Below are 12,487 nucleotides of genomic sequence, written 5' to 3'. Positions count from 1 at the left end.
CTCTGAAGTCCACGACGACCGCCACAGCAACGCCCCGCCCGCTGCGGCCAAATCGGCCCGGATCTCGTCGCATCAACTTCGAATAGGCGTTACTGACACACGCTCCTAGAGAAAATTTTCCCGTAGCGCCCAGCCGGGGCCGTGATAGAGCGAGTCGATCTCGGTGTGCTGTCCGCCGGTGATCGCTGCGATCCGTGACGCGAGCGTCGACTTTCCTACGCCGGAGACGCCGGCGACGAGTACGCGGCGAAGGCGAGGCGGAAGGGAGTCTTGTGCGCACAACACCTGTTGAGCGTAAACCTTCAAGGCCAACCCGATCCGATTCGGAGCTGTGGACGCTCAAGGTTGCGCCAATGGGCAGTGTTCGGTAGTCGATCAATCATTCCCACGGCCGCCCCGTCTAGTGACCAGCGACCGTGCCCGACTTCGCGCGAGCGGAAGTTCGTGGCGGGGGTGCCCCTGTAGAGTTCAATAGGCACCACGCAGTCGCTCCAGTCCTGCGCCGGAAGGCCGTAGGGGGAGTTATTGACCGGGAGTAACCCGATGACGGGTAGGGCAGTAGCCGACGACCGGGGCGCGGTGCTCGTCGTCGATGACGACGAGATGATCGTGGGCCTGGTCGCGCGAGGGCTCCTCGCAGCCGGCTACCGCGTCACGACGGCCTCCAGCGGCGCCGAGGCACTGGAGAGACTGGCCGAGGCGGTCCCGGACGTCGTCGTCTCCGACGTCAACATGCCGGACATGGACGGCTTCACCCTCGTGCAGCGACTGCGCGAGGACTCCCGGCTGCGTTCCCTGCCCCTGTTGTTCCTCACCAGCCGCGCGGAGGCCGCGGACGTGGTGTCCGGCATGCGTCTCGGCGCGGACGACTACATCACCAAGCCCTTCGACCTGCCGGTCCTGGTCGCTCGCGTGGACGCCAAGCGGCTACGGCCGCCGGTGCCTGCTGACCGACTGCAGACTGACCGCCGCACGGGGCTGGCCTCGTCCGCGACGTTCATGGACGAGCTCGACCGGGAGCGCGAGCGGGCGCTGCGCAGTGGCCGCTCGGGGCACTTGGCACTGCTCGGGCTGAACGAGTCCGGGAGCATCCGTGCGCGCTTCGGGGAGCGCGGGGTCGACGAGGTGTTGCGGCAGGTCGCCGATGTGCTCGGCGCCGTGGTCACGCCGCTGGAGACGGCCGGCCGTACCCCCGATGGCGGCTTCGGGCTGCTGCTGCCGGAGACGTCGTCGGACGACGTGCGCGACCTGATGCAGGGACTCTCCGAACGCCTCGCCGGCCGCCGCCTGGACGTCGAGGGCTCAAAGGTCAGCGTTACCCCGCTCGTCGGATACGTCCCGCTCGACGCCGTCCAGTCGGCCAAGCAGGCGGTCGAGCAGGCCGGCGCGGCGCTCGAGCACGCGCAGATGCACCTCGATCTGCGGCCGATCGCGTACCGTCCCGAGATGCTCGCCGAGGCCGAGGCCGCGGCACCGCGCCAGCCTCGGCCGCTTCTCGAGCGGCTGCGCACGCCGTTCCAGGTCGCGCTGACGTTCGTCATAGGCATTGTGCTGCCGTACTTCGTCTACCTGTTGGCTGACCGCGCGGGTTTCGACATCACACCGTTCGCCTACCTCGTCGTCGTCTTCTCGCTGCTGGTGACAGGGATCGCGATCTGGGTCGAAGGACTGCTCGCCCTGAACCCGGCGCAGCCGCCTCCCGCACCAGAGGAGCAGGACGGAGGTCCGGCGTACCCGCCTGCGAGTGCCGTCATCGCGGCGTACCTGCCGAATGAGGCCGCGACCGTCCTGGAGACCGTCGAGGCCTTCCTGGGGGTGAACTACCCCGGCGACCTGCAGGTCGTGCTTGCCTACAACTCGCCCGTCCCGCTCCCGGTAGAGCGCGTCCTCGGCGAGCTCGCGCAGCGCGAGACGCGCTTCACTCTGCTCAAGGTGGAGGGGAGCACGTCCAAGGCGCAGAACGTCAACGCCGCCCTGCAGATCGTCACTGGTGAGTTCGCTGGTGTCTTCGATGCCGACCACCTGCCCGCGGCAGACAGCTTCGTGCGCGCCTACCGCTGGATGGCCGATGGGTACGACGTCGTGCAGGGCCATCCGGTGGTACGAAACGGCGACGCCTCCTGGGTGGCGCGCACCGTAGCGGTCGAGTTCGAGATGATCTACGCAGTCAGCCACCCCGGCCGGGCGAAGCTGCACCAGTTCGGCATCTTCGGCGGGTCAAACGGCTACTGGCGCACGCAGCTGCTGCGCGAGACGCGCTTCCGCGGCTCGATGCTCACCGAGGACATCGACTCTGCCCTGCGGGTCGTCGAAGCCGGCTACCGGATCGGCTCCGACCCGTACCTCATCAGCCGCGAGTTGGCGCCGACGACGCTGCAGGCACTGTGGAACCAGCGGATGCGCTGGGCGCAAGGGTGGTTCCAGGTGTCCCTGGGCCACCTCTTCGGGGCGCTGCGCAACCCCGGGCTCACGCCCAGACAGCGGTTCGGCTTCTTCTTCCTGCTGGGCTGGCGCGAGGTCTACCCCTGGCTGAGCGTCCAAATGTTCCCGCTCATCGCCTTCTACGCCCATCGCGCCGGCGGGCCGCAGCACCTCGACTGGTTCGTCCCGGTGTTCGTCCTCACGACCATCTTCACGCTCAGCGTCGGGCCGTGGCAGACGTTGTTCGCGTATCGCCAGGCCGATCCGGAGATCCGCTCCCGCACGGCGTGGTTTTGGCTGTACCTCGTGGTTGCCTCGGTCTTCTACACCGAGTACAAGAACGTCATCGCACGCGTCGCGCAGGTGAAGCAAGCCATGCGCGAGAAGGCCTGGAAGGTGACGCCCCGGGCCGCCGGGACAGGGGGGGCGCCGGAGGGCGGACTCACCGCGCCGGCTGTCGGTCCAGCGGCCAACGACCCCGAGCACCCGGCGGACGAGCCGCTGGTCCCGCCGCCACTGCCCCACCACACGACTTCCCCAAGCCGTACGTCGTGACCACCTCACGCGAGCACACCCGCGTCAAGGCGCTGCGGGCGCTAGGGCTGCTCGACCAGCCGGGCCAGGAGCGCTTCCGCCGGATCGTGGATCGTGCGAAGCATCTGCTGGACGTGCCGGTGGTCTACATCAATCTCGTCGACGAGACGCGGCTGTGGGTCGTGGCCTGCACCGGACAGACCGACCCCGCGCTGGATCACGACGCGTCGTTCTGCCACTTCGTCGTCGTGGACGACGCCCCGGTGCTCGTCGGCGACGCATCCACGGACCCGCGATTCTGTGACAATCCGCTCGTCGTCGGCCCTCCTCGCCTGCGCGCCTACGCCGGCTACCCGCTGCGCTGGGACGGGCAGGCTGTGGGAACGCTATGCGCCTTCGACGTCGTGCCGCGCACGTGGAGCCGCGCGGACCTGGAAGTCCTGGCCGACATGTCCGCCTGGGCCGAGCTCGAGCTCGGCGCTGAGGAGGTGCAGCGCCGGCTGGCTGCCGCTGAGCTGGCACAGCGGCTCACAGACTCCGTACTGCGTTCGGCGGGCGACGGGATCTGCGCGACGGACGGGGAGGGCCGGCTGGCGCTCGTCAACCCCGCGGCGTGCGACCTGCTCGCGGCACCGGCCGAAAAACTGCTTGGCCAGCCGCTGCACGAGTTGCTGCACCCCCAGGACAGCTCGTGCAGCGACGACGACTGTGCGCTCGGCGCGGCGCTGCGCGACGAGCAGATGCTCGTCGGCGTGGACGACGCCTTCCGTCGGCAGGACGGTGAGGTCTTCCTGGTGCAGCTTTCGTTTGCGCCGTTGCGGCAGGACGACCGGACAGCTGGCGCAGTGCTGGTCTTCCAAGACGTCAGCCAGCGGCGGGAGGTGGAGCGGCTCAAGGACGAGTTCGTCTCGGTGGTGAGCCATGAGCTGCGCACCCCGCTGACCTCGATGCGCGGCTCGCTCGGCCTCCTCGCTGCCGGGGTCGTCGCCGAACTGCCGCCCGAGGTGCAGTCGCTTGTCGACATCGCCCTCACCAACACCGACCGCCTCGGTCGGCTCGTGGCCGACATCCTCGATCTCGAGCGCCTGTCCGCGGGGCACATGCACGTCGTGCGCCGTCCTCACCGGCTGAGCGACCTAGTCGCGCTGGCGCTCGCAGCCGTAGAAGGGATGGCCGCTCAGGCCGGCGTCCGACTGGAGCAGGAGACCTCCGACGACATCTGCTGGGGCGATGCCGACCGACTCGCCCAGGTGCTCGTCAACCTCCTGGGCAACGCCGTCCGCTTCAGCCACTCCGGCAGCGCGGTCCGCGTCACCGCCCGGATGCGAGAGGGTGAGATCCGCTTCGAGGTGTGCGACAAGGGCCGTGGCATCCCGCCCGACCGGGTCGAGCAGATCTTCGAGCGCTTCGCGCAGGTCGACGTGAGCGACGCCCGCGAGAAGCAGGGCAGCGGCCTCGGGCTCGCCATCTGCCAAAGCATCGTGCATGCGCACGGCGGCCGCATCGACGTCGACAGCATCCTCGGGCATGGCTCCACGTTCACGGTCGTGCTGCCGCAGCGCAGGCCGCGGAACGAGCCGTGGCCCGGCCCCCTCCGGCGCAAGGAGGAGACGTGACGCGCTGCGTGCTCGTCGTCGACGACGAGCCGGACATCCGCGCAGTCGCCCGACTCAGCCTTGAGCGAGTCGGTGGCCTGCGGGTGATCGAGGCGTCTTCCGGTATGGAGGCGCTGGATATAGTTGCCTCGTCCCAGCCGGACGCGGTCCTTCTCGACGTTATGATGCCCCGCGTCGACGGCCCGACAACGTATGCGCTGCTGCAGGCCGACCCGCGCACCCGCGACATCCCGGTACTCCTGCTCACGGCCCGGGCCGATGCCACCGAGCGAGAGCGGTGGCTGGCCGAGGGCGTGCGTGGCGTGCTGGCGAAGCCCTTCGACCCGATGGAGCTGCCGCGTCTGGTGTCCGAGTCGCTGGGATGGGGACCGTGACCGACGCGGTCGACGGTTTCCTCGCCGAGATGTGGGAGCGGTACGGGTACCTCGCCGACCAGCGCGTCGCGGCACTCGAGCGGTACGTCGAGGCCGGAGGTGGAGACCGCTCGGGTGATGTGCTGGCCGACGAGGCCGAGTCCGCCGCCCACAAGCTCGTCGGCGCGTTGGGCAGCTACCGCCGGCCCGGATCGGAGCAGGCCGCGGTTGTCGAGCGGCTGGTGCAGTCGCGCGCTCCGGTCGACGAGGTGGCTGCGGCCGTGCGCGAGCTACGCCGGCTCGTCGGCTGAGGCCCAGCGTCGGCGCAGCCTCAACGGGGGCTCCTGAGCTGGTTCATGACCCCAATGCCAGGGCCCACGGCGTCGGCCAGCCATTCCCAAACGCCACTCCCCCGAGACTCCGGAACTTCGGCGAATTGTAGCCAACCTACGTCCGTGGACGTCCCGCTGACGAACCGTTGCTTAGGTGCTGGCGATCACAGCGCTACGGTGAATCGGGCGAGCAGTCGGATGAGGTTGATGTAGTCGTCAGGCGGGAGAGCATTCTGAACTTGCCGCCGGACTCGATCGACGACGGGCGTGAGGTCCGTCTGCGTCTGTGACGGCGCTCACTGAAATTCCCCAGTTCTGCTCACTGAAATTCCCCACTCCGGGTCGCTTCCGCACATAGAAGCGGGCCTTCCTCGATGCTGATGGTCTTCGACCACGCACCAGCTCGAGAAAGGCCCTGCTCCTATGCTTTCAGAGGAGGACGACGTGGACATCCACGCGCTCAAACGGCAAGGGATGACGATCAGTGAGATCGCCCGCCGCACCGACCACGACCGTAAGACCATCCGCGCCTATCTGGCCGGACAACGCACCCCGGGAGTGCGTCAACGCGCCGCCCCGGACCCGTTCGACGCGTTCATCGACTACGTCACCGCGAGGCTGACGGAGGACCCGCATCTCTGGGCGGCGACGCTGCTGGACGAGCTCGTCCCGCTGGGCTTCGAAGGGTCGTATCAAACCCTGACCCGCCAGATCCGAGACCGGAGCTTGCGGCCGGCCTGCACCGCCTGCGCGCACGTGACCCGGCGGCCCAACGCGATCATCGAGCACCCGCCAGGCGAGGAGACTCAGTTCGACTGGGTCGAGCTGCCCGACGCGCCCGCCGGGTGGGCGTTCCCGACCAAACGTGCCTTCGTGCTCGTGGGTTCGCTGGCGCACTCGGGGGTTTGGCGGGCGGTGATTTCCCCGTCGATGGACCTGCCCCACCTGCTGGCGGCGATGACGGTCCTGCTGAGCCTGCTCGGTGGGGTGACGAAGTCCTGGCGGTTCGACCGGATGAGCACCGTGCTGAAGGCCGGGACGAGTGATCTGACGCCGATGTTCGCCGCGTTCTCCAAGCACCACGCCGTCACCGTCGTGGCCTGCCGGCCCCGGTCGGGCAACCGCAAGGGCGTGGTCGAGAAGAACAACCACACCGCCGCGCAGCGGTGGTGGCGCGACCTCCCCGACGACGTCACCCTCGAGCAAGCCCAGCAACGCCTGACCGTCTTCGCGACCGGGCAAGACGGTCGGCGCCGCGAGGGCCGCGACGGGTCAACGACGGCCGCGGTCATGTTCGCCGCGGAACGGCTCAAACCCTTGCCACCGACGCTGTTCCCGGTGGTGGTGACCGAGCAACGCACCGCGACACGGCAGGCGCTGATCGATTGGCGCGGCAACCGCTACTCGGTCCCGCCGGAACTGGCCGCAGCCCGCGTCGTCGTCCATCAACGCCTCGGCGCGACGACCATCGACATCGCCACCATCTCCGGGGTCGTCCTCGCCCGCCACACCGTCGCGGAGGCCGGCCTCGGGGTCACGATCCGCGACAGCGGACACGTCACCGCCCTGGAGACCATCGCCCTGGCCTCCGCGCCTCCCGGCCGGCCACACCGGAAGAAGGAACGCATCCCACCCGGCACCGCGGCCCGCCGCGCCGCGATGGCGCTGACTGGCAGCGCCGAACCCACCACCGTGATCAGCCTGGCCGCCTACGAGACGGCCGCGAAGAACAGGAACACCCTCCGATGAACACCCCACTCACTACCACCCAGACGACCGCCACCCCCGTGACCACGGCGACGCCAGCGAGCGTCTATCAGCAGCTGCGCGGCCACCTCACCGAGCTTAAGCTCGCCGACGCCGCCGACGCCCTGCCCCGCGTCCTCGACCAGGCCCAAGCCGAGGGCTGGAGCCTCACCCACGCCCTCGAGCACCTTCTCTCCATCGAGGTCACCGCGACCGACGCCCGACGCCTCTCCGGCCGGTTCCGCTTCGCGAACCTCCCCACCGGCGCCACCCTCGACGACTTCGACCTCGCCGCCGCCTCCGGCATCGACCGCAACCTGCTCGCCGAGCTCGGCACCTGCCGCTACCTCGAGACCGCGACCAACGTGCTCCTAATAGGGCCGCCCGGAGTCGGGAAAACACACATCGCCACGGGCCTCGGCCACGCCGCAGTGCAGGCCGGCTACCGCACCTACTTCACCTCCGCCGCCGACCTCGCCGCCCGCTGCCACCGCGCCGCGATCGAAGGCAAATGGGGCACGATGATGCGGTTCTTCGCCGGCCCGACGCTGCTCGTAATCGACTTATGCCGACTCCGTGATTATGCCGATGTGGGTGGGGCGGCGGGCCCCGCGCCCAGTGTTTTCCAGGACTGTGACCGGTAGTTGGCTGCGTGGAGGTCGGCATAATCACAGTCCTTCGAGGAATGCGAGCAGGCTGTCCGCGGGACGGTATCGGCCGGGCGGCGACGACACCGGGGTGGTTTTGGCCAGCGCGCGTTCCTTGATCGTCATGTCGGCGTGGATGTAGGGATCCGTGGACCGGGTGTCGGCGTGGCCCAGCCAGAGCGCGATGACGGTGGTGTCCACTCCCGCGTGCAGCAGCGTCATCGCGGTGGTGTGCCGCAGCGTGTGCGGGGACAGCTTCTTCGAATGCAATGTTCCGCAGGCTAGGGCGGCTGTGGAGTGGTGGGCGGCCAGTCTGTGCTCGATCGCATCGCGGGTGAGTCGTCGACCGGTGCGGGTGCAGAACAACGGATCGGTCGGCAGGCCGGCCCTCTCACGCAGCCAGTGGCGGATCGCCGCCGCTGTTGCTGCGGTGAGCGGGATGGCGCGGTCTTTGCGTCCCTTCCCGTGGCAGCGGACGTTTGCGCCGGTGCCGCAGGCGATGTCGGCGCAGTTCAACCCGGTCAGCTCCGACACCCGCAACCCGGTCTGGACGCAGAGCATCAGCCAGGCGTGGTCGCGGCGGCCCTCCCAGGTGGTGAGGTTCGGCGCGGCCAGCAGTGCGTCGACCTCCGCGGCGGTGAGGTAGGACACCGTTGCTTTTCGAACCTCTTCGGCGGAATCGCCAGCACCCGGGCGATCACGTCGGCGTGTTCGGGGTGCTGCAGCGCGGCGTAGCGGAACAGCGACCGCAGCGCGCCCAGGCGGGCGTTGCGTGTGCGGGCGCTGTTGTGCCGCTTGGTCTCCAGATGGTTCAGGAACGCGCTGATCATGCCCTGGTCGAGATCCGACCAGTCCAGGTGCGAGGGCAGCTTCCCCGTCGTGGACTGGACGAAGGCGAAGAGCAGCCGCAGCGTGTCGCGGTAGGCGGCGATGGTGTGGCCGCTGGCCTGGCGCTGTTTGGCCAAACGGTCGCTGAAGAATACCTGGACCGTCGCCGTGATTGCCGTCATGACTGCACCCGCCCATCCCCAGGCGCGAGGCGTTCAGCGGCCAGGGCGAGCAGTTCTGGCGCAGCGGAGAGATACCAGTAGGTGAACCGCGGATCGCGGTGCCCGAGATAGGTGGAGAGATAAGGCAGTCGCGCGTGGACGTCGGCGCCGCTGCGATACCAGTTGACCAGCGTGGTGACCGCGAAAGTGTGACGCAGGTCGTGTAAGCGGGGACCGCGGGCCGCTCCGACGCCGATCCCCGCCTCGGAGCACAGGCGGTGGAAGACGGTTTGGACAACGGGATAGAGCAGCCGTTTTCCTGTCACCATCACGAAGAAGCTCGTGGTGGACGGCGCCGGGAGGTGCGTGTCGCGCTGAGCGGCATATGTGCGCAGTGCAGCAACGGTGCTGGAGCGCACGGGAACCTTGCGGGTCTTCATGAATTTCGATTCCCGGACCAGGAGGACGCCGGCAGCGAGGTCAACGTCGGCCCGATCCAGCCGGATCGCTTCCCCGATGCGTAGCCCCGTCACCGACAGCAGCCCGATCAGGTTGGAATACGTCGCCGCGGGCAGTCGCGAATCCAAGTCGTGCTGCGCGTGGCCCATCAAGGCGGTGATGTCGTCGACGGAATAGATGAATGGTGTCCTCCAGCGCCGGCGGGAGGGGAACAACCCGATTGGTGAAACTTCTGTCGCGGAATCGATGCCGGAGAGGTAGCGGGCGAAGCCGCGAACGGCCGTCATTCGGCGCGGCCAGACAGCGCTGCCCGGTTCAGCCGACACGGACTCGACCCAGGCGATGGTGTTGGCGATAGTGACCGTCGGTTGCTCATTGGCGTCCATCCACGCCACGAACCGGGGAAGAAGCCTCGCCGCGTCAGCCAACTGATAGCCCAGGTTCCGTCGCAGCCGAAGGTAGTCGTCCAAGGACTCAGTGAGTGTCGTCATGAGTTCTGCCCCGGCCAGTCCTGGGCGATGCCGCGCAGCGAGTCGATGGCGATCTTCGCGTAGATGGCAGTGGTGGCCAGATCCCGGTGCCGCAGCACCTGCCCGATGTCCAGCAGGGGGATGTCTTTCGCCAGCATCTCTGTCGCCAGCGCGTGCCGCAGCCGGTGTGCCTTCGCTTCCGGGCAATTGGCCCGGCGAGCCGCCCGGCGCACCACATCACCGACCAGATCCGCCGCGATCGGTTTGCGTGGGGCCCGTTCGGTGATGAACACCTCCCGGTGCGGCGACGCCGGCCGGCCCTCGTGGAGGTAGTCCGCCAGCGCTTCTCCCGCGTCGACGGGCAGGGGCATCAGGTCGCGGCGGCGGGCCTTGCTGCGGACCGTGACCTCCCCGGCGCGCCAGTCGACGTCGTCCAGGCGCAACCGGGCGACCTCGATGGACCGAAGTCCCAGCCTGGCCAGCAGCAGCATGATCGCCCGGTCCCGGCGGCCGGTGCTGGTGCCGGGATCGCAGCTGTCCACCATCGCCTCGACCTGCCCGGCGCTGAGCGCGACGGGCAGGTGCGCGTCGCGCCAACCGGCGACCGCGGGAACACATCCCGCAAGATTCCAGCTGGTCCGGTCCGTGAGATAGAGGTAGCGCAGCAACGAGCGCATCTCCGCGACCCGCCCGCGCGCGGACCCGAGACTCACCCGCTCGCTCTCGGCCAGGATGAATGCCGAGATCTCGAGATCGGACAGCATCGTGGTGTCAAGCAGCTCTCCTGCAGGCTGACCGATCTGCAGGAATCGCCGCGCCAACTTCTCGTAGCGCAGCACCGTCATCGCCGCCAGGTCCTTGTCGTGGACCAACCACTGCCGATAGTCCGCCAGCAGAGCCTCCAGCGCAGAAACCACCGCCGTGGGACGAGGCGCAAGTACCCCGCCCTCCCGCAGCACCTCGAACATCAAAGTGAAGCAGCGGCCAAAGAGCTTCTGAGTGAAACCCGCCCCGGCCCGGGCGGCGCGGAAGGACGCGACGGCCGACTCGTCGAAATCCGCGACCGTCAGCCGTTCCGTCTCCAGCCAGCGGCCGACGTCGCCGACGATCTTCAACATGCCCCGCCGCGTGCCCGGCGTGTAGCCGGCCGCGGCCAGCTTCGCATCGACGGCGGCGATGTAGGGCGCCATAGCCCCAGCCTTTCTGCGTGTTCCTGACATAAGTTCGTTCCTCGTCTGGAAGCGCGATGCCTCCTCGGAAACAGCTTCCAACGACGCCGGAATTATGCCGACAATCTCTCTGGGGTCTGCGGAAAATACCAGCGCTATCAGTGATATCGGAGAGTGGCCGCGGCGACATCGGCATAATCACGGAGTCGGCATAAGTCGATTAGTGCGTATCCGCTTAGCTCAGCTTGAGTGAGGTGTGCCCAAACCTGATTTTCCGCGTTCGATTCTGGCGTTCCAGGAGTGGTTTGGCCTTGACCCCAGCGAGTGGACACCTCACAAGAGAGAATGTTCACTATGGCAAGATCACGTCGGGAGTTCACTCCTGAGTACAAAGACGAGGCCGTGAAGCTGGTGTTGACCGCGTTCAAGGGTCGCAACGAGACCGGGCAGACCGAGGTGACGGAGTCTGAACGAGCTGAGCTGCTGCGGCTTCGGAAAGAAAACGCGGACCTGAAGATGGACAGGGCGTTCTTGAAAAAGCGTCCATCTTCTTCGCCCAGGAAGCGTCGGATACGAACGGCAAGCGTTCGAACTGATGCTGGCGGAGAAGACCAACTTCACTATCACCCGCATGGTCCGTCTTCAAGAGGTCTCCCGGTCGGGCTACTACGCCTGGGTCGGCCGGCCGCCGTCGCCGGCGTCGCTTCGGCGGGTGCATATCGAGCAAAAAGTGGCCTTCTTCCACGGCGATTCCGACGAGGTCTACGGGGCGCCGAGGATCCTGGCCGATCTCCGCGCGGACGGGGAGATCATCTCCCGCAAGACCGTCGCCGTGACCATGAAACGCCTGGGATTGGTGGGCATTTGTCCGAAGAAGTGGAAGACGACCACGATCATCGACCACGCTGACGCCTACCCGGTCGACGCCGTCAAACGCGAGTGGGATACCGGGTCGCTGAACCAGGTCTGGGTGGGCGATATCACCTACCTGAGGACCTGGGAGGGGTGGGTGTATTTGGCGACCGTCATCGACGCTCACAGCCGCCGCGTGATCGGCTGGGCCATCGCCGACCACATGCGCACTGACCTCATCCAGGACGCCCTCACGATGGCCATGGTGCTGCGCGGAGACCGCCCGGCGACCGTGATCTTCCACAGCGACCGTGGCACCCAGGGCGGATTCAACCGGTCGTCGCAACACCTCGATTATGGAGGTGGAATATGGGACGTCCGAAGGGTTGGATGGCCACGCAACTCGGGCGGGAGCCGATGCGGTCGCCGGGCCGANGGGGCAGGGTGTCTCGAGCGAGGAGGCTGGCGAGCGGGCCGGCGTGTCGGCGCCGGTCGGGACACGTTTCTTCCGTCACGCTGGCGGGATGCGAGACCTCAGCAAGGCACCGCTCTCAGGAAGATTCTTGACCTTCGTCGAGCGTGAGGAGATCGCGATCCTGCGAGCACAGAATCTTGGTGTTCGCCAGATCGCGCTGGCGTTGAGCCGGTCCCCGTCGACGATCTCCCGCGAGCTACGACGCAACGCGGCCTCGCGCGGCGGCAAAGCTGAATACCGTGCCACGAGCGCCCAGTGGCACTCCGACCGGCGTGCCCGCCGACCCAAGACCGCCAAGCTCGCGGGAAGCCCACCGTTGCGCGAGTACGTTCAGGCCCGGTTGGATGGAACGGTAACGCGCGCTGATGGCACGCCCGCCGCAGCTCCCGGGATCGGGGCGTGGAACGGGCGTCGTCATGGGCCA

At 67.9% G+C, this 12,487-nt stretch carries 11 protein-coding genes and 2 pseudogenes; 8 read left to right on the top strand and 5 right to left on the bottom strand.

Translation table 11 applies throughout. The features are described from left to right. Positions 1-105: 105 nt before the first annotated feature. Entirely contained in the window at positions 106-285 is a 180-nt protein-coding gene (locus tag E3T24_RS12860) for a hypothetical protein (RefSeq protein ID WP_174776552.1), read from the bottom strand. A 258-nt stretch (positions 286-543) separates the two neighbouring features. On the opposite strand from E3T24_RS12860, the gene E3T24_RS12855 reads away from it, so the two are divergent. The 6 genes from E3T24_RS12855 (at position 544) to E3T24_RS12830 (ending at position 7,646) form a co-directional block, all read left to right on the top strand. Beyond that, positions 544-2,976, top strand: coding sequence for a response regulator (locus E3T24_RS12855; protein ID WP_134402568.1), 2,433 nt, complete (start codon positions 544-546; stop codon positions 2,974-2,976). Beyond that, positions 2,973-4,571 (top strand): ATP-binding protein, encoded by a 1,599-nt coding sequence (locus E3T24_RS12850; protein ID WP_160141055.1) that lies wholly within the window; start codon positions 2,973-2,975, stop codon positions 4,569-4,571. The genes E3T24_RS12855 and E3T24_RS12850 overlap by 4 nt, the downstream gene beginning before the upstream one ends. Next, positions 4,568-4,945 carry a response regulator gene (locus E3T24_RS12845; protein WP_134365597.1) on the top strand — a complete coding sequence of 126 codons (378 nt, stop codon included), beginning with the start codon at positions 4,568-4,570 and terminating at the stop codon, positions 4,943-4,945. Before E3T24_RS12850 ends, E3T24_RS12845 begins: the two co-directional genes overlap by 4 nt. Continuing rightward, positions 4,942-5,235: a hypothetical protein gene (locus E3T24_RS12840; RefSeq protein ID WP_134365596.1), complete on the top strand. Its 294-nt coding sequence runs from the start codon at positions 4,942-4,944 to the stop codon at positions 5,233-5,235. The genes E3T24_RS12845 and E3T24_RS12840 overlap by 4 nt, the downstream gene beginning before the upstream one ends. 444 nt (positions 5,236-5,679) lie before the next feature. Further along, positions 5,680-7,005: a DDE-type integrase/transposase/recombinase gene (locus E3T24_RS12835; protein ID WP_134434688.1), complete on the top strand. Its 1,326-nt coding sequence runs from the start codon at positions 5,680-5,682 to the stop codon at positions 7,003-7,005. Further along, the gene (locus E3T24_RS12830) at positions 7,002-7,646 is read left to right on the top strand and encodes an ATP-binding protein (protein ID WP_134434687.1); all 645 of its coding nucleotides are present in this window, start codon (positions 7,002-7,004) and stop codon (positions 7,644-7,646) included. Before E3T24_RS12835 ends, E3T24_RS12830 begins: the two co-directional genes overlap by 4 nt. A 24-nt stretch (positions 7,647-7,670) precedes the next feature. On the opposite strand, the gene E3T24_RS17675 is transcribed toward E3T24_RS12830, so the two are convergent. Genes E3T24_RS17675 through E3T24_RS12815 form a run of 4 tightly spaced genes read right to left on the bottom strand, consistent with a single transcriptional unit; the run spans position 7,671 to position 10,757 of the window. Further along, positions 7,671-8,300 (bottom strand): tyrosine-type recombinase/integrase, encoded by a 630-nt coding sequence (locus E3T24_RS17675; protein ID WP_198415966.1) that lies wholly within the window; start codon positions 8,298-8,300, stop codon positions 7,671-7,673. Then, positions 8,210-8,659 carry a site-specific integrase gene (locus E3T24_RS17670; RefSeq protein WP_198415968.1) on the bottom strand — a complete coding sequence of 150 codons (450 nt, stop codon included), beginning with the start codon at positions 8,657-8,659 and terminating at the stop codon, positions 8,210-8,212. The genes E3T24_RS17675 and E3T24_RS17670 overlap by 91 nt, the downstream gene beginning before the upstream one ends. Then, entirely contained in the window at positions 8,656-9,588 is a 933-nt protein-coding gene (locus E3T24_RS12820; RefSeq protein WP_134365712.1) for a tyrosine-type recombinase/integrase, read from the bottom strand. The genes E3T24_RS17670 and E3T24_RS12820 overlap by 4 nt, the downstream gene beginning before the upstream one ends. Next, positions 9,585-10,757 (bottom strand): site-specific integrase, encoded by a 1,173-nt coding sequence (locus tag E3T24_RS12815; protein WP_198415969.1) that lies wholly within the window; start codon positions 10,755-10,757, stop codon positions 9,585-9,587. Before E3T24_RS12815 ends, E3T24_RS12820 begins: the two co-directional genes overlap by 4 nt. A 559-nt stretch (positions 10,758-11,316) precedes the next feature. On the opposite strand from E3T24_RS12815, the pseudogene E3T24_RS18050 reads away from it, so the two are divergent. Both E3T24_RS18050 and E3T24_RS17440 read left to right on the top strand, forming a co-directional pair. Beyond that, positions 11,317-11,901, top strand: a pseudogene (locus E3T24_RS18050) (IS3 family transposase); the annotation flags it as partial. 130 nt (positions 11,902-12,031) lie between these two features. Further along, positions 12,032-12,487, top strand: a pseudogene (locus E3T24_RS17440) (helix-turn-helix domain-containing protein); the annotation flags it as partial.

The organism is Cryobacterium sp. TmT2-59 (assembly GCF_004403545.1).
Classification (GTDB): Bacteria; Actinomycetota; Actinomycetes; order Actinomycetales; family Microbacteriaceae; genus Cryobacterium; species Cryobacterium shii.
The sequence above is the reverse complement of the archived record's forward strand: the minus strand, read 5'-3'. Positions and strand labels throughout refer to the sequence as shown.